We start from the raw sequence: 22136 nt of genomic DNA, 5'->3' as shown, positions 1-22136 counted from the left end.
CCAAAGGCTGCACCCTGCCAGAAAAATACCCGTCCGCCCTTGTCGCATGAACTCGACCCCCTCGAGAGATTGTGACATATTGATACGCGAAATCGTCAAACTGGAATAACAAAAATGCAATTCGAGACCATTGGAGGCACGATTTGCACTGGATGACGAGGCGGAGGTCGTTGCTCGCCGCCGCGTTGGCGCTGCCGCCGCTGTTGCGCGCAAGCGGCGCGCGCGCGCTTGCGCGCACCGGCCCGGCCTATAGCTATTATGTCGTCGGCGATCCGCAGGCGACGCGCACCGCCGCCACCGCGCCCGCGCTGATGCTGGTGGGCGGCGGCGACTGGGACTATGCCGCGTTTCGCTGGTTCGCCGCGCGCGCGGGACATGGCCGCATCGTCGTGCTGCGGGCATCGGGCGAGGGCCAGGCGGGCGAGGAGATCTACCATCAGGTCGGTGGCGTTGCGTCGGTCGAAACCATCGTCTTCCACGATCGCAGCGCGTCGAGCGACCCGCGCGTGCTTGCCATCCTGCGTCGTGCCGACGGCATCTTCCTCGCCGGCGGCGACCAGGCGAATTACGTCCGCTACTGGAAGGACAGCCCCGTAGCCGATGCGCTGGATGCGCATGTCCGTGCCGGGCGCCCGCTGGGCGGCACCAGCGCCGGGCTCGCGATCCTGGGCGGCACTGCCTATGGCGCGATGGACGGCGGCAGCATCGACAGCGCCGCGGCGCTCGCCGATCCGGCCGGTCCGGCGGTGACGCTGGTCACCGGCTTTCTTCACCTGCCACGGATGGCGCATGTCGTGACCGACACCCATTTCAGCGTGCGCGACCGGCTGGGGCGGCTGATCGCATTCGTCGCCAAGGCGCAGCAGGCGGATCCGCACGCCGTCGGGCTCGGAGTCGACGAGGGGGCGGCGCTGTGCGTCGAGGCGGACGGAACGGCGCGGCTCCATACGCCCCCCGGCGGCCATGCCTGGCTCGTGCAGCCCCAGGCCCCGGCGGTGCTTCGGCCGGGACAGCCGCTCGACTGGAGCGGCGTGCGGATCACAGGCATCGGCCCGGATGGAGCGATCGACCTCGATACCCTGCGCGTGACGCGGCCGGCATTCACGGGCGTTGCGCGCGTGGCGGCGGGCAGGCTGATCGACGCGCCGACGCCGGGATGACGGCGCGCGGGGAAGAGATCGACCAGCGGCTGCTGGCGCTGCTGCGGGCGGATGCGCGGCGCAATGTCTCCGAACTCGCGCATCTACTCGGGGTGTCCCGGACCGCGGTGTACAGCAGCATCGAGCGGCTGGAGCGGCAGGGGACGATCGCCGGCTACACCGTGCGACTGGGCGACAGCTACGATCGCAGCCTGATCCGCGCGCACGTGATGATCAAGGTCTATCCCAAGGCGACCCACGCGACGCAGGACCAGCTTGCGATGATCCCCGCGGTGGCGGCGCTCCACGCGATTTCGGGGGAATATGACCTGATCGCGATGCTGGAGGCCCAGACCGTAGGACAGTTGAACGACCTGCTCGATGCGATCGGGGCGATGGAAGGCGTCGAGCGCACGACCTCCTCGGTCATTCTCGCAACCAAGCTGCAGCGCTGATCGAAGCCGCCGCCTCCGCGGCGCGATTGGAAATGGCGAGGCTTCCCGTGGTGCCGGTTGCAGGAATCGAACCCGCGACCTTCGGTTTACAAAACCGCTGCTCTACCAGCTGAGCTAAACCGGCCCTTGCGCGTACCGCTGAGCGGGGCTGACGGGCATCTGAGCGGTTTGCCGCCACGGGTCAAGCGGGAAGGCATACAAACCTGGCCGTCGCGCCCACAAAAAAACGCCTGCCCACCGAGGTGGACAGGCGCAGGTGCTTGGGAACTACTGCGGGTTCAGAACTTGACGGTGGCGCCCACCGCAACCTGGCGACCCAGCGAGTCATAGCGTGCCGACAGCGTGTTGTTGCGCGACAGGCCATAGTTGTACGAGTTGGCGAGGATCGGCGGATCCTTGTCGAGGATGTTGTTCGCCGAGATGCGGAACGCGAAGATCTCGTTCACGCGGAAGTTCGCCGCCAGATCGAAATAGTTGTACGGCGCGATCCGGTAGAAGGTCGTGCGGGCATTCGCCGCCGTGCCGCCCAGGGCCGCGTCGCCTGAGTTGGTGGTGTTGGTCAGCGGGCCGATATAGCGCCAGTTCAGCGAAAGCTGGAACTTCTGGTTCGGCGTGCTGTAGGTGGTGCGCAGCGTGTGCGACCAGCGCGGGATGAACTGGCCGCAATTGTCGCCGAAATAGCCTTCCGAACAGTCCTTCGTCGGCAGGATCGGCGAGTCCTGGCCGCCGAGCAGCGTCGACAGCGAGCCGTTGAAGTCGAAGTCGAGCTTGCCGATCCGGTCGCCCAGGCGAAGGGCATATTGCGCCTGGAAGTCCCAGCCATGCGCCTTGGACTTGTAGTAGTTCGTCGTGCCCTGGCGGATGAACCCCGTGGTCGGGTTGGTGTTCGGGGTGCTGTACAGCGTGCCGTCCGCATTGCGCACAAACGCCTTGCAGAAGAAGTCGCTGGCGGTCTGCACACAGCCGGTCGAGAAGTAATTATAGTCGTTGTAGCCGATCGAGTTGTTCAGATCGATCAGGTACCGGTCGACCGACAACGTCAGGCCCGGCAGGAAGCGCGGACGCAGGACCACGCCGACGGTCTTGGTGTAGGCCGTTTCCGGATCCACCGTGAAGCCGCCGCTGCGATAGGTGCAGCCGACATCGGTGGGGCAGAGCAGGGTCGCGCTGCCGTAGAGATTGTCGGCAAGGCCCGTCGCCTTGCACGCCGCACGCGAAGCCTGCGGGGCGCCGTACACGGGAACCTGCTGGCCCGTCTTCGGATCGATCGTCGTGCTGACCAGGGTCGGTGCGCACGGGTCGCTATAGGCCGTCGTGATCCGGCCATAGCTGACGTTCGCGCCCTGGCTGGCTTCCACCACCGTCGGTGCGCGCTGGGCACGATTGACCGAGCCACGGAACGTGATGTCCTTGACCGGCGACCAGACCAGTTCGGTCTTCCAGGTGGAGAAGGTCTTCGGGTTGGTGTTGTACTTCGACAGGCGGAACGCGCCGTTGAACTGCAGCAGCTCGGCGAACGGCTTATGCTCGACGATCGGCGCCTGCAGCTCGGTCATGCCTTCCCAGACATGCTGGCCGAGCGCGTTGTCGGTGCCGCCGTTGAGGTCGCGGTAGATCGCGTCGGCATAGCTCTTCAGCTTGTCCTCGCGATATTCGGCACTGAACGCGATCGCCAGGCCCTGTTCGGCCCAGGGGCTCTTGATGCCCATCTTGCCCAGGTCGCCCTGCACGGTCGCGATGCCCTGGTAGAGCGTGTTGATCGTGGTCGTGCGGCCGTAGGTGCCGTTGGTCAGATAGTTGTAGAGCGCCAGGTTGTTGGTCGCCGAGTTGGCGCTGAACGGATCGAAGGGCAGGCAGCCATCGGCCGTGCCCGAGGCGCAGGTTGCCTTGCCGTTGACCAGCACGCTGTCGAGCGACTTGTTCACCCGCGCATAGTCGAGCGCGCCGGTGGTGAAGTCCTGCCGGTTGCGGGCATAGACGCCGCCCACGTCATAGCTCCACCCCTCGGCGAAGCTGCCGCGGATGCCGCTGCTGATGCGCGTGCCCTGGTTGATGTACGTGTCTTCCTGGTCCGGCACGCCCGAGAAGCGATAGCGCAGCTCGATCGGCACGGCGGTGCCGGTGCCGGCGTTGCTGCCGCAGATCGTCTGCGACTGGCTGGCGGACATGAACGGGTTGTTGCACTTGACGATGTACGGGCTGTCGCTGATCGCGGTGTAGCTGAACACGCGCGCCGGGAAGAGGTTGACCGACTTGTCGCGGAACCACATCGCGTCGGTGTAGAGCGTCGCGGCTTCGGAAATCTCGAACTGGGCGAAGCCGCCGGCGTTCCAGCGATGCGAATCGCGCTGGAAGGAATAGCCGTCATACGGGTTCATCGCCACGGCGGTGGAGTAGGGGACGAAGGTCCGGCTGCCGTCGGGATTGTTGATATAGGCGTTGCCGTTGTTCGGGCCCGAACGCGGCGAGACATAGCCGGTCTTGGTATAGGTGGAGGTGCTGCAGGACAGCGGGCCGTCCTTCACCGACTGGATGAGCTGGCAGCCCGAGGTCTCGCGCGCCGCATACGGGACGAGATCGCCCTGACGGTAGTTGACATAGGCCTGGAGGTGCAGGCGGTCGTCGAGCAGCTTCTTGCCGACGGTGAGCGCCACGTCGGCGCGACCGCCATCGACGGCAAGGCCGTGCGCGGGCTGGGCGAAGTTGTAGTTCTTCGCGACCTGCGAGATCAGCCCCGGCGTGTTCTGGTGGACGTAGAAATTATAGTTGCTGTCCAGCCGGATACCGGTGAAATCGCGGTCCATGACGAAATTGACGACGCCCGCGACCGCGTCCGAGCCGTAGACGGCCGAGGCGCCGCCGGTGAGCACATCGGTCCGCTTGAGCAGCGCGGTGGGGATCATGCCGACGTCTTCGCCGTTCATCGTGCCGAGACGCTTGCCGTCGACGAGCACCAGCGTGCGCTCGAAGCCGAGGTTGCGCAGCTTGACGCGCTGGCGGCCGTCCGAATCCTGATAGTTCTGCTGGCTGTCCGGCGCGACCTGCGGGAGGCGGTTCAGCACATCCTCGATGTTCACCGCGGCCTGGAACTTGATCGCTTCGGCCGTGATCGAGGTGATCGGTGCGGCGGCCGTGGTGTTCGGGCGGGTGATGCGCGAGCCGGTGACGACGATGGTGTCGCTGGAAGGCGCGTTCTGGTCGGCGGGTGTCACGTCCTGCGCCATCGCCGGCGCCGCGAGGAGCGTGGCGAGGCAACTGGTTGTTATCAGCAGCTTGTCGATAGTTCGCATGAAGATCCCCTTTTGGTTTTCGTTGGTTGATGCATGTCTCCCCATAGACATGCGAAAAGGGGAGCCACGGCGATTGCCGTGGCTCCCCCGTCATTCCGGATTACATCCGGAAGCTGGCGCTGATCGAGAAGGTCCGACCATTCTTGTACAGCGCGGTCGGCGCCGACGGCGTCGAGCTGTACTGGTAATAGGTCTCGTCCAGCAGGTTCGATGCGTTCGCCGTGATCGTGAAGTTCTCGAGCACCTTGTACGATGCCGAGAAGTCCAGCTGGCGGTACGAGTCCGTATAGTCCGCCGACGAAAGGCGGCCGAACACGTAGAAGTACTTTGAGCGATAGTTGTAGCTCACGCGTGCCTGGAACGGCCCGCTCTCGAAATACGGCACGATGTTATAGGTGTCGCGCGAGAGATAGGGCAGGCCCTGGCCGCTGATGCCGGTGTCCGCATCGGCGAAGGTGTAGTTCGCCTGAATGCCGAAGCCATAGGCGATCGGCGTCTGCGCGGTCAGCGAGAAGCCGGTGACCGAGGCGCCGCCGCCGTTGATCGGCTGCGAGATCGCATAGTCACGCGTCTGCTGCGTCAGCGGGTTGGTCAGGCGCAGCGTGACGTTGCTGTTCGAGATGTAGTTCGAGATATCGCGGTAGAAGATTTCCGCCGAGATATAGCCGCTCTTGGTGAAGTACCATTCCGCCGACAGGCCGAAGTTCGTCGCCGCATAGGGCTTGAGGTTCGGATTGCCCGCGCTGCCGGTGCTCTGCGTGTCGTCCAGCGAGAAGGAGCCGGCGAGCTGGGAGTAGCGGGGCCGTGCGATCACCTTCGCAGCAGCGGCGCGCAGCACCACGCCGGGACCGGCATCATAGGCGATGTTGAACGCTGGCAGGAACCGGTTGTCGGTGCTCGACGAGGTCTGCGGGATGACCTGTCCGTTCGAGCTCAGATAGTAGAAGCTGTCGTCCTGCGTGCTGACGAAGCGACCGCCGATGTTCCCGCGGAACTTGCCGGTCTCGAAGTTCGCCTGGACGTAGCCGGTGTAGATCTTCTCCTTCACCTTGAAGTAGCTGCCGGTGTCGAGCGACCGCGTGACGTTCAGCGTGCCCGGCGCGGTGAGCGCGGCGATGGCCGCATCCTTGGTCAGCGTGGCGTAGGGCGTGCCATTGCCGGTGGTCGACAGCCCGTCATACAGGTTGCCGGCGAGCGTGTAGGAGCCGAGATCGGCCAGCGTGAAGGCGCGGTTGGTGAAGGTCGCGCCGCCATAGGTCAACTGGCGGTTGAGGTGGTCGTTGTAGCGACCGCCGAACAGGATCTTGACGAACGGACCGAAGGCGATGTCGCGCTCGAAATCGAGCTGACCGTACTTCTCCTTGTCGAGCGTCTGGTCGGCATCGGTGATGCCGCCGATCTGCGCGCCGTAGAAGCCTGCGCCGTTGGTCGCGGCGAGCACCGCCGGCTCGGTCTGCAGGCGCGATTCACCCGGCGAGGTGCTCACCCAACGCGAGCCGTCGCTGGCCGGATACTGCCAATCGAGCATCGTGTTGCGGCCGTTGGCGCCGACGGTGAAGCCCTGCAGGGTACGGAAGTTCAGCAGATATTCCGGCTGCTTGCCACCCGATGCGCGGGTCCAGCCGACATTGCCGGTGACCTTCCAGCCGTTGACGTCCCAGTCCATCGCCAGCGTGCCGCTGTCGTTCTTGATGCGCGTGCGGCGGAAGTTGGTGTCGAGTTCGCCGGTCCAGTTGGTGCCGGTGCCCGCGCCATAGGTGGCGGAGGTGATCAGCCCGTTGGTGATCGTCGCCTGCTGGATCAGGTTGCCGCGGACGTTGTAGCTATATTCGGAGTTGCTGAAATTGTCGTAGTTGCCGCGGATGACGAGGCCGGTCGCGGTCAAGGTCAGGTTGTCGGCAGGCTTCCACTGCATCGCGCCCGAGAAGCTCAGGCGCTCGCGGGTCTGCTGGAAATATTCGTGCGCCAAGAAAGCGGGCAGGCGAGCGTTGACTAGGTCCTTGTAGCTGCCGCCATTGACCTTCAGGTTCGGGTTGGTCGGTACCGGGTTGCCACTGGCGTCGGTGATGACGTTGCCGTTATTGTCCTGCTGGAAGAAGCTCTTGCCGGTCAGGTAGCCATACACCGCGACACCCGCGCGAGCGAGATACTGGCGATCATAGCCGACCGAGCCGAGCACGCCGAACGTGCCGGAATCATTGTGCCAGCTGTACAGCACCGAGGCGCGCGGGCTGCCGCGCTCGGACCGGTCGTTATAGGCATAGCCCGCCGATGCGGTGATCGTGTTCGGCTTCAGATCCAGGGGCTTGCGGGTTACGACGTCGACGGTGCCGCCGATCGCGCCTTCCTGCAGCCGGGCTTCCGGCGTCTTGTAGACGATCGCCTGGCTGATGATTTCGGGCGAAAGGAGCGAATAGTTGAAGCTGCGGCTCGACCGGTCCGACGGGTTGCCGCCCCAATCGGCCGAGGCAACCGAGTGGCCATCGATCAGGATGCGGTTCAGCGCGGGCTCCAGACCGGCGATCGAGACCTGCTCGCCTTCCCCGAACTGGTGGTCGACGGTCACGCCCGGCAGGTGCGACAGCGATTCCGCGATGTTGCGGTCGGGGAACTTGCCCACGTCTTCCGCGCTGATCACGTCGACGATCGCGTTGGCCTTGCGCTTGGTCGCGGCGGAATCCGCCAGCGAGCGCGCATAGCCGGTCACGACGATCTGATCGCCTTCAGCGGCAGGCGTTTGCTGATCGGCGGTCTGGGCGGCTGCCGGCGCGACCAGCGCCAGCGACGCCGCGCCGAACGCGGCGGTAAAGCTGGTCGAAACCAGCAGAGACTTCCGAAAACCCCTCATCACTTTATCCTTCCTTTTGCCCCCGGGCTGACATGGTTCTGCGCTGGCGTACGCTAGCCTTTGCGCAGGCTCTCTGCGGCGAGCACGCTCGTCGCTCCCCCCAAGTTGGTAACCGCATAGGTAAAGCCGGGCTGCAGCGCATAGGCGCCGACCAGACCGTCGCGGTTAATCGCCAGGAACGCGACCTGCGCGTCCTTGACGGCATCGCCCCGCAAGCGGGCAATGTGCAAAACAGCTTCACGGCAAGCCTCCATCGGGGGCATGCCCGCCCGCATCGAGGAGACGATCCGCGCAGATCCGGCGATCCGGGTTACTTCCTCGCCCACGCCGGTTGCCGTGGCGGCGCCGACATCGGGTTCGACCATCAGGCCGCACCCGGCCTGGGGCGAGTCGCCGACGCGGCCGCGCAGCTTGAACGCCATGCCGGAGGTGGTGCAGGCGCCGGCCAGCCGACCAGCGGCGTCGCAGGCGACGATTCCGATCGTGTCATGGTCGAGCGCCGAACCACGCTGGTTCTCGATGTTGGCGATTGGCTTGTACTTGGCGGTCTTCAGCCACGCACGCCACGCCGCCTCTGCCTCGGCGGTCAGCAGCTTGGTCCTGGGGAACCCCTGCTCGATCGCGAACTGGCGGGCGCCTTCGCCGACCAGAAAGGTGTGCGGCGTCCTTTCCATCACCCGCCGCGCGACCGAAATCGGGTGGAGAATGTCCTCCAGCGCGGCGACCGCACCGACATTGCCGCGATCGTCCATGATGATCGCGTCGAGCGTCACATGGCCGTCGCGGTCCGGATAGCCGCCATAGCCGACCGAGTGGTTATTGGGATCGGCTTCGGGCACCCAGGCGCCCGCTTCGACCGCATCGATCAGCGAGCCACTCTTCTTCCACTGGGCATAGGCGGCCGCATTGGCGGCTGCACCGAAATCCCAGGTGGAAACGATCAGCGCGCGCGCGTCGTTCGGCTGTGCCAGCGCGGCATGCGTCGGCAGCGCCACGGCGCCTGTCACCCCCCACTTCAATGCATCGCGGCGACGGATTCCCATCGGAGCAACCCCCTCGAAACGCCGCATTTTTGCGGCACAATCCCATGTTGCGGTGCGTCATATGTCTGTCACCGCATCGAAGGGATGCTGTCATAGGTGCCACATCAATACAATACCATTTCGGAAAATTGGTTTTATATATGGCAACGTCCGAGGCGCCTGCCGTCCTTTTTCGGGAAGGATGTTGCGCCAATGCAACGCGCCGGCGCCCGAACATGTCGGACGCCGGCGCGCGTGGTCTTGGTACTGGGCAGGAACGTCAGCGGGGCGTGGTGAACCCGCCGATTTCCGCGATCGCCAGCTTGGCTTCGGGCAGCGCCGTTTCGGCAAAGGTCAGCCGCAGGAAACGTGCCGCGCGCGCCTTGGCGAACCCGATGCGCTGCGTCGACAGGGCATAGGCGATGTTGCTGAACTCGCCGGTCGCAGCAGGATCCCAATTGGTACCGTCCACACTGGTCTCCGCCTGGTAGCCCTTGGGCGGCGCCGCGCCGATCATCACATGGCGCGACGGCGTCAGGCTGAAGCCGGCAAGCGTGGTGGTTGCGCCCAGATCGATGGTGATCGTCGCGGGCGTGCCCGGGCGCGGCGCCGGGAGCGTCAAGATCGTGCCAGGATCGCGATCCAGCAGCTTTTCTGCACCCGGCGCGCTGGCTCCGGCGATCGTCCAGCCGCGCGTATCGAGCACGGTGGGGTCGGACGATATGATCGGCGCGACCGGTGCCGGTGCCACCGCACGGAACAGGGCGAATTCGCTGATTGCGGGGCAGGCGGCCGCCTCCAGGATGCGCAGCCGCACGCGGCGCGGCGCGACGGGCTGGGGCAGGCGGAGGATGCGCTGCGCCGAGATGCACTGCTTCTCCGCGAGTTGCTGCCAGGCGCCGTCGATCTCGGCATCCACGGCGAAGCGCGTCACCCGCACGCCGAGCGGCAGATATTCGCGCAGGCGAATCACGTCGAAGCGGGTGCCGGGCTTGAGGTCCAAGGTGAGGGTGGGGGTGTTCGCGCCGTCGGGCGTCGACCAATAGGTCTCGCGATTGCCGTCGAGCACGCGCGCTGCCTCGAAGCCGGGCCCGCGCACCGCGCTGGCATGGGCGACCGCGCTCTTTGCCAGGTCCTGCGCAAAGGTCGCGCGGATCGCGTCGCCGAAGCTCTTGAGGATCTTCACGTCCTGGTCGGCGATGCGGCCGCGGCGATCGGGCGGCAGGTTGAGGTTCAGATTGGTCCCACGGCCCACCGACTCGTCATACAGCTGCACCAGCCGCTCGGGGCTCTTCACCCGCGAATCCTCGTCGGCATGGTAGAACCAGCCCGGGCGGATCGAGACGTCGGTCTCGGCCGGCCACCACAGCGCGCCGCCGCGCACGCCCGAATTGCCCTCGCTCTGTACGTACGGGTGGTTGGGCATGGTCGGCCAGCAGGGGTCGCCCGCCACGCCGTCCTCGTTGCCCACCCAGCGGATATCGGCGCCGAGCGGATCGAAGGTGCAGGCATCGGGCTGGAGCTTGTGGACCAGCGCGACGATCGACGGCCAGTTGTAATAGGCCGGCGCGTCGATCTTCCGGGTCTCGCGCGCGCCGCCATAATAGCCGTCGCCGCCATTGGCGCCGTCGAACCACACTTCGAACAGCGTGCCGTACTGGGTGCAAAGCTCGGTCAGCTGGGCGCGATAATAGCTGATGTAGCCGGGGCGGCCATATTCGGCATGGTTGCGGTCCCAGGGCGAGAGATAGACGCCGAAGGGCAGGCCGGCGCGCTTGCACGCGTCCGACATCTCGCGGACGATGTCGCCCTGGCCGTTCTTGTAAGGGCTGTTGCGGATGCAATGCTCGGTCAGCGTCGTCGGCCACAGGCAGAAGCCGTCGTGGTGCTTGCAGACCAGGATCAGGCCCTTGAGCCCACCCGCCTTGGCTCCCGCGACGATCTGGTCGGCGCTGAAATCGGTGGGGTTGAAGGTCTTGGGATCCTCGTCCCCATAGCCCCATTCCTTGTCGGTGAAGGTGTTCATCGAGAAATGGATGAAGGCATATTGCTCGCGCTGGTGCCATTTCCACTGGCGGGCGGAGGGCGTGGCGCCGAACGGCTGGGGTGCTGCGGTCTTGGCCGCGCTGCCGGCGGCATGCGCGATCGCGGGCGAGGCAAGGCCTGCGGCGACGAGCGCTCGGCGGGAAAGGGTCGTCATTTGCGTTCTCCGGGGAGGGGTTCGGGGATAAGCCAGGTCTCGGCGACCTGATGGCCGCGGCCGCTGCCGCCCATGCCGGCGGGCCGTGTCCAGGCGAGGTCGAGCGTGCCGCTTCGGGTGGCGGCGACGGGGATGTCGAATTCGACCGTCATCGGGTTGGTCTTGCGGTCGAGCGGGGGGTGGATCTCGATGCCGCCCGTGGCGACGAGCCGCATCGGCAGCCAATAGTCCTCGCCCGCATAGGTGGCGATCAGGCGGTAGCGGCGCTTGGGGTCGAGGCCGGTATACTGGAGCCGCAGCGGGGCGTCGTAGAGACTCTCGGCATAGCTGATCCACGACATTCGCCAGCCGTCCTCGGGCGTGCGATCGGCAATGCCCTCGACGGCGCCGTCGAAGCGCAGGGGATCGGTGGCCGGGCTGCTGCCGCGAACGAGGTGGGGGGCGTTCCAGGGATCGCCGAGATCGTCGTACAGCGCGCCGTCGCGCGTGCGGGCATAGTCGGCGAGCTGGGCGGGTGTCCGGGTAGCCAGCTGGCGCTCGATCCAGACGCGGTCGTTGAGGTCGACATCGACGCGATCGAGATTGGCGCCGCGCTCGATGGTGGTGGCACCGTAGCGCTTTACACTGAGCTGGAGCCGCGCGCCCTGCCACAGTCGTTCGGCGAGCGCGAACAGCCGGGTACGCAAGGCAGGCACGGGGGCGGGATCGGGCTCGGCGAGCCGGGCACGGGCCGTGGCGGCATCCGGGGCAGCAAGCGCGGCGGCTTCGCGCGCGCGGGCGGCGATCAGTCGGTGGCGGACGATCGCATCGTACACCGCACGGTAGCGCAGCGCATCGATCCGCCAATCGGCCCAGGCGGCGGGATTGAGGCCATCCACCAGCGCCAGCGTCGCGTCGATCCGCGCATTGGCGGCGGGATCTCCCACCCAATTGTCTTCGAGCGCGAACAGCGCCTTGGCCGCAGTGGAATCGCCGATGAAGCCGGCGGCATAGTCGCGGGCAAACGCTTCGGCTGTGGTGTGCGGATCCCAGCCCAGGCGGAACCAGAGGAACTGGTTCACATCGTCGTTCACGCCTTCCGAATAGGTGACGAAGCCGCTGCTGCCCGGATCGAGATGCCGGAACAGCGCCGTCATCGCGCGCGGGCGGGGGTTGATCGGCTCGCGGCCTTCGGTGAGCGCGAAGGCAGGGCTCCAGCGGTCGACCGGCACCTGCGCGTGCATGGTGTGGGCGATGTCCGGGTAGAGCAGCAGCCGATATCCGGCGGGCAGATTGCGGCGCTGGACAGCCACCGGGTCGCGGGTCTGCGGGCCGGCGAAGATGCCGGTCAGCCAGCGCGGACGGCGGGCGAGCTGGGCGTAGAAGGCGTCGAGCCCGGCGGCATCGAAGCCCTGGGTCGAGACCCATATGCTCGCGGCGGGATTGCGCCCGTGCAGCGCCGCCGCTTCCTCGGCGACGAGGGGGAAGAGGTTGGCCGGGGCGGCATGGCCCGGGTCGCCGCCGGGCACGTACAGCGCGTCGACCTGCGGCAGCTGCCCGAGCAGCGTGCGGAAGCGGCCAAGCTCCGCATCACGCTCGGCCGGCGTCGCATAGTCATGGAGGTTGGGATAATAGAGCGCGAAGTCGATGCCGAGCCGGTGGGCGATTGCGCCGATGCCACGCAGCGTCTCCAGCGGCGGGGCAGGGAAGAGCGGGCTGCTGTCGTCATCGTCGGAGATCGGCGCGATCACCTGCACGCCGCTTGCGCCCCATAGCGCGAAGTCCTCGATGCGGCGCTGGAACATCGCCAGCGTCCAGGCATCGTAACTGTTGTTCTTGGCGCGGTAGCCGATCTGGGTGAGCCGCACGGGGCGCGCGGGCGCGCTGTCATAGCGCAGGGGCCGGGCGCCCGTGCGAAGATACCAGCCGGCGCCATAGACAAGCCCGCGCGTTGCCTGCGCGGTGATGACCAGCGTGTCGCCGATGCGCCGGACCGCGAAGCCCTCGCGCGGCAGGTGACGCGGGGCGACCTTGCGCCAGGTTGACCGCTGCGCCGCGGGCAGGGCGGCGGCAACCGCGTCGCTGGGTGCAAGCAACACGCGGGCGCAGGCCGCGTGGCGCTCCGCCAGCCGCGTGCGCAGCAGATCGGCCGCCACCTCGCCGCCCTTGCCAGCGGCGACGCAGGGTGTCGTCGTCAGAAGCGCGGCGGCGAGCAGCATCAGGCGCGCACGTGGCCACCGGACGGCGGACGGTCGGCCGGCGCCCGGCCGAACGCCGGGTTCGGTGTAGCCGACATGGTGAAGCGTAGCGTACCGCCCTTCACCAGATCGGCGTGCGCGATCCAGCTCTTGGTCCAGGGTTTGCCGTTCCAGGTGACGGCGGCCACATAGGGCGTGTCCGGCCGGTTGCCCGGCGCCTCGATAACCAGCCGTTTGCCCGCGCCCACCGTCACCTCGGCGCGCTCGAACAGCGGGGAGCCGAAGACATAGACCGTCGAGACCGGATCGACCGGGTAGAAGCCCAGCGCCGAGAAGACGTACCAGGCGCTCATCTGGCCGCAATCGTCGTTGCCGATGATTCCATCTGGATCGTTCTTGTACATCTCCGTGCACAGCCGCCGGACCATCGCCTGCGTCTTCCAGGGCGCGCCACAATAGGCATAGAGATAGGCGGCGTGCTGATCGGGCTCGTTGCCATGCGCGTACTGGCCGACCAGCCCGGAGATATCGGGCGGGGCATTGGCCGGGAGCGTGGAGGGCGCGTTGAACAGCGCATCGAGCTTCGCCTCGAACGTGGCGTCGCCGCCCATATGCGCGATCAGGTCGTGGACGTCGTGCTGGTTGAGGAAGGTCGCCTGCCAGCCATTCGCCTCGGTATAATCGCGCCACCAAGGCTTGGGCATGTGGCCGAGCTGGATCGGATCATAGGGTGTCCACCAGCTGCCATCGGCGAAGCGGGGGCGGGCAAAGCCGATATTGCCGTCGATCACGTTGCGCCAGTTGCCCGAACGCTTGGCCAGCCGCGCCGCATCGGCCTTCTCCCCGATCGCGGCGGCGAGGTGCGCCGATGCCCAGTCGTCATAGGCATATTCCTGGGTGCGGCTGACGCTTTCCCACCATTTGTCGGCGGGCACATAGCCGAGGCTGTCGTAGAGGTCGCGGCCCTTGCTGTTGTCGAGGTCCGGCGCGGTGAAATCGAAGCTGCGGCGGCGGATCGCGGGCCAGGCGGCGGCGTACTCGGCCGGAATCCCCTTGGCCTGCGCCTCGGCGAGCGGCACCACGCCGTGCCAGCCGATCATCGTGCCGGTTTCCTTGCCCTGCAGCGGCCAGACCAGGGGGCCATAGGGTGACTGGGCAGTCTGGCGGATCAGGTCATCGACGAGCGACTTGACCCGATCGGGCGCGATCAGGGTGAGCAGCGGGTGCAGCGCGCGATAGGTGTCCCACAGCGACCAGGTGCTGTACGCCGCGCCGCCCATGGGCACGGTGTGGATCTGCCCGTCCATGCCGAGATAGCGGCCATCGACGTCCGAGAAGAGCGTGGGGGCGAGCTGGGCGTGGTACAGCGACGTCGTGAGGATCGTCCGCTGGTCGGCGGTGCCGCCTTCGACGCGGACGGCGTCGAGCGCCGGTTGCCACCGGGCGGTGGCTTTGCGACGGGTGGCATCGAAGTCCCAATGTCCCGCTTCGGTGACGAGATTGGCTCGGGCCCCGGCCACATCGACGCCGGAAATGCCACAACGTACGGAAATCGGAGCATTTCCGGCGTCCGCATAGTGCAGCACCGCCTTCAGTCGCCGCCCGGTGACCCTGGTGCTGCCGGCGGGCTGCTCGGCATCGTCATCGGCGTAGAGCGTGATCCGATCGGGCTGGCGCGAGAGCTGGAGCGCGAAGAAAATCTTGCGGCCCTTGGCCCAGCGGAAGACTTGTCGCTGGCCGGTGATCGTGCCGTCCGGCGCCACCTCGATCACCGCGTCGGCGATCAGCGGCGGGTTGTCCGAGCTGTCGAGCACCAGGTGCGAGAGGTCGAGCAGGATGTGCCCGGCGCCGGCGGGGAAAGTGTAGCGATGCCAGCCGGTTCGCTCTGTAACGGTCAGCTCGGCGCGGACGCCGTTCTCCAGCGCGACGCTGTAATAGCCCGGCTCGGCGCGCTCGTCCTGATAGCGCTGCCGATAGCCGGTCTCCGGCTTTTCGCGGGTGCCGGGCTGCAGCACCACCGGTCCCCGGCCGGGGACAACGAGCAGGTCGAGCATGTCGCCGATGCCGGTGCCCGAGAGGTGCGTATGCGAGAAGCCGAGGATCGAGCCGTCGGTGTGATAATAGCCCGAGCAGGTCTCCCAGCGCTCGACGCCGGTATCGGGGCTCAGCTGCACCATGCCGAAGGGGAGCGACGCGCCCGGATAGGTATGTCCGGTGCCGCCGGTGCCGATGAACAGGTTGGGCGCAGTACGGCGCGGCGCCTGCGCAAAGGCGATGCGCGGCGTGGCTGCGGCGGCCAGACCGATCGCGCTGGAGCCGAGCAGGCGGCGGCGGGTGAACATCACAGCATCTCCTGAAGGAGCTGGGGTTGGGTGGCGGCCAGGTGGACGATCAGCTCGCCGAACAGGCCGTTGGCCCAGGCAAACCAGTCGCGGGTGAATTTGGCGGGGTCATTCTGGTCCACGGCTTCATGGATAAAGCCGGTGCCAGCATCGCTATTGCTAAGCATTCTCAAGATATTGCGAGGCGTTCGCACATCGTCATCATGCGAGAATGCCCGAATAATCAGTGACATAGGCCAGACCTGGCCCAGCCCGACATGCGGGCCGCCAATGCCTTCGATCACCTTGCCGCGCGACCAATAGGGATTGGTCTCGCTCCACGCCGCCGCGGCGGTGCGCTGCCATAGCGGGTCGGCGCGATCGAAGCAGCGCAGATAGGCGAGGCTGGAAAGCGACGGTACATTGGCGTCGTCCATGAAGATCGCGTTGCCGAAGCCGTCGACCTCATAGGCAATCACCTCGCTGCCGTCGCGCAGCCGCATCGTGCCATAGTCGCGGAGCGCGGCGGCGACTTCGTCGGCCAGCGCGGTGGCGTCGCTCGCCAATGCGGTGTCCTGGCGGGCGGCCATCACGAGTATCGCGAGCTCGCGAAGTACCGTCACGGCGAAATAATTGGCAGGAATCAGAAAGGGGTAGATGCAGGCATCGTCTGAGGGTCGGAAACCGGAATGGATCAGCCCGACCGGCCGTGTCGGCGCGCCATAGCCGTCGAGCATCAACGTCTCGGTCGGCCGGTCGCTGTTGCGGAGGAACCGGTACGGCCCGGCACCGGTCTTACGCTGCTGCTCGCGGAAGGTGCGCAGGATCGCGCGGGCAGATTCTGCCCATTGTGCATCGAACGGCGTGGTGTCGCCGGTCGCCTTCCAGTAATCATGGGCCAGGCGAATGGGATAGCAGAGGCTGTCCACCTCCCACTTCCGTTCGGCGACGCCGGGCTTCATCTCGGTCTTGTCCGCGAGCGCCCAGCTCAGCTTGGTGCGGGCGTTCGGATCCTCGAGAAAGGCGTTGGCATAGGGATCGAGCAGGATGCAGCGCGCTTGCCGTGCGATCAGGCCGTGGTAGAGGCGGCGCAGATCGGCATCTTCCCTGGCGAGATGCAGATAGGGACGCACCTGCGCTGAGCTGTCCCGTAACCATAGTGCGTCGATGTCGCCGGTGATGACGAACGCATCTGGTTTTCCATCGACCACGCCCATCTTGACCGTGGTGTCGAGCGTATTGGGGAAGCAGTTGCCGAACATCCAGCGCAGCTTCGGATCAGCGATCTGCTTGGAAACGCGCGTGATTTCACGCTCCACCGCCTTGCTGACGAAGCGTCGGTCGGCGGGTGCCGGGCGCTTGCTGGCGAGATCGGTCGTGGTGGCGGCGAAGGCGGGCGTGGCGGCGAGCGCGAGGCCGGAGCCGAGCAGGGTGCGGCGGTCGATCATTTCGGCAGCTCCTGTGCATCGCCGTTCAGCGTGAACTCGGTCCATTGCCCCGCACCGTCGCCGGGCTGACCGCCGCCGACCCACACCCGGTAGGTGCCCGGCAGCACGCGCCGCGTGCCGTCGCGCGCGACGCTGCTGATGCTGCGGGGATCGAGCGTGAACGACAGGCTGGCCGACTTGCCCGGTGCGAGCGAGGCGCGCTGGAAGCCGGCAAGCTGACGCTGGAGCACCGGTGCCGTGAACCCGCCCGGTTTCCCCGCGTCGGGTGTGACGACATAGACCTGGGCAACTTCCTCACCGCTGCGGTTCCCTGCATTGGTGAGCTTGGCGCTGACCTGGACCGGCTGGCCGAGCCCCGCGGCCTTCACCGCCACATCGCCATAGGCGAAGCGCGTGTAGCTGAGGCCATGGCCGAAGCCCCAGAGCGGCTTGCCGGTGAAGAAGCGATAGGTCCGCTCCTTCATGCCGTAGTCGACGAACGCCGGGAGGTCGTCGGTCGAGGCGTAGAAGGTCAGCGGCAGGCGGCCCGAGGGGTTGTTTTTCCCGGCCAGCGTCTCGGCGATGGCGGTGCCGCCCTCTTCGCCGGGATACCAGGCTTCGAGGATTGCGTCGGCCAGCGAAGGATCGACTGCCACCGCGCTGCCGCTGGTGAGGACGAGGACCAGCGGCTTGCCGGTCTTGCGCAGCGCCTGGAGCAGTTCGAGCTGCGGGCGCGGCAGGGCGATGTCGGTACGGTCGCCGCCAACGAAGCCCGGGATCGAGACGCTGAGTGCCTCGCCCTCCAGGTCGGGCGACAGGCCGAGGACGGCGACGATCGTGTCGGCGCTTTTCGCCACGTCGAGCGCCTGGGCGAGCATCGGCTCGGCCGGCGGCTGCCACATCAGGCGGACGCCGAAATCCTCGCTGCGATGGTCGATCTCCATGCGGAACGGCAGCGGCTTGCCGTCGCTGGCAACCTTCACCGCCACGCGCGCCTTGCCGAGCGGGCCGTCGTGGAGCAGCTTGCCGTCGACCCACAGCCGCACCGCATCGTGCGTGGTGCAATCCTTCCAGCAGGCGGGAATGTCGATCGCGAGTTCATAGTCGCCCGCGCCCGGCGGCACGAAGTCGCCGCTCCAGCGCACCGCGAAGCCGGTGGGGTTCAGGCTCGGCAACGGCGCGGCGCGGGTATAGTTGAAGTCGATGCGGCGATCCTGCCGGATGGCGACGGGCGTGCCTGTGACCGTGGGCGAGGCGAAATATTCGGCCTTGAGGCCCGGCTTGTCGTCGGCGCGGAAGGCGGTTTCGGGCATGATCACCGCGCCGCCCTCGGCCAGCTGGGAGCCTTGCGCGTACAGGACGCGGTCCGCGCCGAACTGGCGGCGGATGCCGTCGAGCGGCGTCACCGGATCCTTGGCGGTACCGTGATAATTGCCCTCCAGCACGCCCAGATCATCGGCATTGGCGCCGATCACCGCGATGCGGCCGCCGGGGGTGAGCGGCAGGCGGTCGCCGTCGTTCTTGAGCAGCACGATCGCCTTGCGCGCGGCCTCCAGCGCCAGCGCACGCTGCGCCGGGGTGCCGCGTTCGCTGGGCTTGATCTTGCCCCACGGATTGGCGCCGCCAAAGGCGATGCCGAGTGCGCGGCGGGCGTCGAGCGCACGCTTGAGTGCCACGTCGACCTCGGCCTCGTTCACCAGCCCGCGCTTCACCGCCTCCGGCAGTGCCGCATAGGTGGTGCCGCAGTTGAGGTCGTTGCCGCCCTTGATCGCTGCGGCGGCCGCCTCGGCGGCGTCGAGGCTGTAATGGTGGAACATATGGATGTTCGCCACCGCGTCGCAATCCGACACGGTGAGGCCGGTAAAGCCCCAAGCCTTGCGCAGCTTGTCGTTGAGCAGCCCGCCCGAGGCACAGGCGGGCGTGCCGTGGATCGAATTATACGCGCACATCAGCGACTGCGCCTTGCCCTCGACGATCGCGAGGCGGAAGGCGGGGGTGTAGGTCGATTCCAGGTCTTGGGGGCTGGGATCGACATCGAAGCCGTCGCGGCCGGCTTCGGGGCCGCTATGCACCGCGAAATGCTTAGGCGTGGCAAGCACCTTGGGATGTGCCGGGTCCGGACCCTGCAAGCCCTGGATGAAGCTCACCGCCAGATGCCCGGTGAGGAACGGATCCTCGCCATAAGTCTCCTGGCCGCGGCCCCAGCGCGGATCGCGGAAGATGTTGATGTTGGGCGACCAGATCGTCAGCCCCTCATAGATCTTGCGATCGGCGGTCACGGGCTTCGCGTTGAACTTGGCGCGCGCCTCGGTGGCGACGGTGTCGCCGACCTTGTGGAGCAGGTCCATGTCCCAGGTCGCGGCAAGGCCGATCGCCTGGGGGAACACGGTCGCATAGCCATCGCGGGCGAGGCCGTGCAGCCCTTCGTTCCACCAGTCATAGGCGGGCAGGCCGATCGTCGGATCGGCGGGCGCGGTGCTCTGGAGCTGCGCGGCCTTCTGCTCGATCGTCATCTTGGCGATGGCGGCGGCGACCGGATCGGGATCGCCGGCGAGGAGGAGCAGGGGAAGGAAGGGCATCAACGGGGTCCCAGCGTGCGAAGGGTAAGGGCGCGGGCGAGCGCGGCGGCGCTCGCCTCGGAGGTGATGGTGAGGGTGCGGCTCTCGCCGGGCAGCAGGTCGAAGCCGTTGTCGCTGGCATGCGCGACGGTTGTGCCGAAATCGAGCATCACCGCACGGGCGAGCGCACCGGCGGTCACGGTAACCTGCTTGCCCTGCCAGCGGGCCGACAGGCGCGGGGCGGGATAGACCATGTCCTTGGGTGCCAGCCGCTCGACGATTTGGCGCGAGACCGGCTTGCCGTCGATCCACAGCTCGGCGACGGCATAGCTGTCGGCAGGCGCCGCGGTACCGAACAGATCGGCATCCGCGATCTTGACGAGTTCGAGCGAACCCGGCGAGAGGTCGAACTTCTCCGCCTTCGTACCGAGCGGCTTGCCGTCCATGGTGAAGCCGCGCACGCGCCATTCGGCGGCGATCAGCTGGGTAGCGTCCGACACCGCGGCGAGGCGGGTGGCGCCGTCCTTGTGCTCGGCGACGATCGCCTGGGGCGCGAACATCCGGCGCGCCTCGTACTGGAGCAGCTTCCACTGGCCGTCATAGTCGATGCTCGCCCAGCTGATCGCCGGCCAGGCATCGTTGAGCTGCCAGAACAGCGAGCCCATGGTGATCGGCGCACAGGCGCGATGGTGGCGCGCCGCCATGCCGATCGCCTGCATCTGGTTCACCTGGGTGAGGTAGACGAGGTCGGCGAAGTCGGCGGGCTTGCGCAGCCGCTGGTCGAGATAGAGCTGCAGGCGGCTATTGCCTTCGCCGGCCAGGAACTTCTGGTGCGCCTTGAGCACCGGGCTGTCGATCGCCAGCGGTCCATCCCCGGCGAAATCGCGGATCGTCGAGAGGTTGGGCATCGCCTGGAAGCCATATTCGGACATGAACCGCGCGCAGCCGCCAAGATAGTTCTCGACCGGCTTGGAGCCCGACCAGACATCCCAGAAATGCCGGTCGCCGGTGGCATCGGTATCCACCGGGCCGGTATAGTCGTTTGAGGGCGAGCCCGGCCAATAAGTGGTGCCCGGCGCTTCCTGCTCGACCGCGCGGCGCAGCGTGCGATCGAACAGCACGGCCATGCCCGCGCCGATCCGCTCCTGTTCGTCGGCGCCGACCGCCTTCTTGAACGCCTTGCGATCGGACCAGTTTTCCCAGCCGGCGAGCACTTCGTTGCCACCGTTCCAGCCGACGATCGACGGGTGCGGCTGGAGCCGGGCGACCTGCTGCTCGGCTTCGATCCGCACATTCTCGCGGAACGCCGCGTCGGGCGGGGTGATCGATCCGCCGAACATGAAGTCCTGCCACACCAGGATGCCGAGTTCGTCGGCGGCGGCGTAGAAGGCGTCGTCGAGATAATAGCCGCCGCCCCAGACGCGGAGCATGTTCATGTTGGCGTCGCGCGCATCGGCGACCATGCGGCGCATCCGCGCCTCGGTGACGGCGCTGGGGAACATGTCGAACGGGATCAGGTTCGCACCCTTGGCGAAGATGCGCAGGCCATTGATGCGGAAACCGAAACCGCCGCCTTGGGTCAGCAGCTCGACGGTGCGCAGGCCGATGCGCTGGGAAACGCGGTCGCTCACCGCGCCGTCTTCCTCCAGCACGGCCTCGACCTTGTAGAGCGGCTGCGCGCCATAGCCCGCCGGCCACCAGAGCTGGGGCTTGGGCACGGTGAGCGGCACGCTGACCGCGTTCTCGCCAGCGCCGAGCGTCAGCCTGCGCGCGGCCTCGACGGTCTGGCCGTCAGGACCGGTGATGCGGGTACGGACGGTGACGGCGCGCGCGCGGTCGCCGAGCAGCTTCCAGCGCGCCACCAGCCGCGCCTCGGCGGGATTCAGCGCTTCCTGATCGACGCGGAAACCGTCGATCCGGGCATCGTCCCACGGCTCCAGCCGCACCGGCCGCCACAGCCCGATCTTGACGAGGCGCGGCGCCCAGTCCCAGCTGTAATCATATTTCGGCTTGCGGATATAGGGCGAGGTCTGCTTGCCCTTGGGCTCGTCGCCGAAGGCGGAATCATATTCGCCGGGGAGCGGGAATTTTTCCGCCAGCACCATCGGCTGCAGCGTCTTGATCGGCGAGGCGATGGTCACGACCAGCTCATTGGCACCAGCCTTGAGCGCCTGCTTGGCCTCTACCCGCCAGCGGCGATGGGCGTTGTTGGTCTCGATCAGCTTGTGGCCGTTGAGCGTCACGCTCGCAAACGTGTCGAGCCCGTCGAACACCAGCTCGAGATGGTCGCGCGCCAGCATGTCGGGCGTGACGTTGAGCGTGCGGCGGAACTGCCAGCGGGTAAGGCCGGCCCATTGGATCGGCGCCTCGTTGATGCCCTTGTAGGGATCGGGCACGCGCTTGGCGGCGATCAGGTCCTGCTGGACGCTGCCGGGCACCTTGGCCGGGAACCAAAGGGCTTCCTTCGGATGTGCCTTGGCCGCCTCGGTATCGCTGGGATCGATCCGCACCTCCCACGCGCCGTCGAGCGAGACCGACTGGCGCGCATCCGCCCAGGCCGGCGTGGCGAGGGCGGCCAGCGAGACGAACGCCAGTCCTAGCGCCTTGGCGGTCATCCCCGCGAAGGCGGGGATCCATTGGTGGGACCGCTGCGGCTCTTGCCCCAAGCGCACAGGCTGATGGATTCCCGCCTTCGCGGG

At 67.0% G+C, this 22136-nt stretch carries 11 protein-coding genes and 1 tRNA gene; 2 read left to right on the top strand and 10 right to left on the bottom strand.

Features of this window, described 5'->3' with window-relative positions; genetic code table 11:
* The first annotated feature begins 152 nt into the window (after positions 1–152).
* Positions 153–1160 (top strand): cyanophycinase, encoded by a 1008-nt coding sequence (locus QZ814_RS10370; RefSeq protein WP_294331664.1) that lies wholly within the window; start codon positions 153–155, stop codon positions 1158–1160.
* Positions 1157–1594 carry an Lrp/AsnC family transcriptional regulator gene (locus QZ814_RS10365; protein WP_294331662.1) on the top strand — a complete coding sequence of 146 codons (438 nt, stop codon included), beginning with the start codon at positions 1157–1159 and terminating at the stop codon, positions 1592–1594. Before QZ814_RS10370 ends, QZ814_RS10365 begins: the two co-directional genes overlap by 4 nt.
* A 48-nt stretch (positions 1595–1642) precedes the next feature.
* Here the strand turns inward: QZ814_RS10365 and QZ814_RS10360 are convergent.
* From QZ814_RS10360 to QZ814_RS10315, 10 genes are all read right to left on the bottom strand, one after another.
* Positions 1643–1718: transfer RNA gene (locus tag QZ814_RS10360), tRNA-Thr, on the bottom strand.
* 154 nt (positions 1719–1872) lie between these two features.
* Entirely contained in the window at positions 1873–4884 is a 3012-nt protein-coding gene (locus QZ814_RS10355) for a TonB-dependent receptor (protein ID WP_294331660.1), read from the bottom strand.
* Positions 4885–4984: 100 nt separating this feature from the next.
* A complete protein-coding gene (locus QZ814_RS10350; protein WP_294331658.1) occupies positions 4985–7732 on the bottom strand; it encodes a TonB-dependent receptor in 2748 nt (915 codons plus the stop codon).
* A 53-nt stretch (positions 7733–7785) separates the two neighbouring features.
* Complete coding sequence (locus tag QZ814_RS10345) at positions 7786–8775, bottom strand: N(4)-(beta-N-acetylglucosaminyl)-L-asparaginase (RefSeq protein WP_294331656.1); 990 nt, start codon at positions 8773–8775, stop codon at positions 7786–7788.
* A 259-nt stretch (positions 8776–9034) separates the two neighbouring features.
* On the bottom strand, positions 9035–10954 hold the full coding sequence (locus QZ814_RS10340; protein ID WP_294331655.1) for an alpha-L-fucosidase: 1920 nt from the start codon (positions 10952–10954) through the stop codon (positions 9035–9037).
* Positions 10951–13152 (bottom strand): hypothetical protein, encoded by a 2202-nt coding sequence (locus QZ814_RS10335; RefSeq protein WP_294331653.1) that lies wholly within the window; start codon positions 13150–13152, stop codon positions 10951–10953. The genes QZ814_RS10340 and QZ814_RS10335 overlap by 4 nt, the downstream gene beginning before the upstream one ends.
* Positions 13152–15473, bottom strand: a complete 2322-nt coding sequence (locus QZ814_RS10330) for a GH92 family glycosyl hydrolase (RefSeq protein ID WP_294331652.1) — start codon at positions 15471–15473, stop codon at positions 13152–13154. The genes QZ814_RS10335 and QZ814_RS10330 overlap by 1 nt, the downstream gene beginning before the upstream one ends.
* A complete protein-coding gene (locus QZ814_RS10325) occupies positions 15473–16900 on the bottom strand; it encodes a glycoside hydrolase family 125 protein (RefSeq protein WP_294331651.1) in 1428 nt (475 codons plus the stop codon). The genes QZ814_RS10330 and QZ814_RS10325 overlap by 1 nt, the downstream gene beginning before the upstream one ends.
* On the bottom strand, positions 16897–19458 hold the full coding sequence (locus QZ814_RS10320) for a glycoside hydrolase family 3 C-terminal domain-containing protein (RefSeq protein WP_294331649.1): 2562 nt from the start codon (positions 19456–19458) through the stop codon (positions 16897–16899). The genes QZ814_RS10325 and QZ814_RS10320 overlap by 4 nt, the downstream gene beginning before the upstream one ends.
* Positions 19458–22052 (bottom strand): glycoside hydrolase family 2 protein, encoded by a 2595-nt coding sequence (locus tag QZ814_RS10315; protein WP_294331647.1) that lies wholly within the window; start codon positions 22050–22052, stop codon positions 19458–19460. Before QZ814_RS10315 ends, QZ814_RS10320 begins: the two co-directional genes overlap by 1 nt.
* Positions 22053–22136: the final 84 nt, after the last annotated feature.

Source organism: uncultured Sphingomonas sp. (genome assembly GCF_913777625.1).
In the GTDB taxonomy this organism is placed as follows: domain Bacteria; phylum Pseudomonadota; class Alphaproteobacteria; order Sphingomonadales; family Sphingomonadaceae; genus Sphingomonas.
Note: the sequence above shows the minus strand (reverse complement) of the source record. Positions and strands in the feature narration are given on the sequence as shown.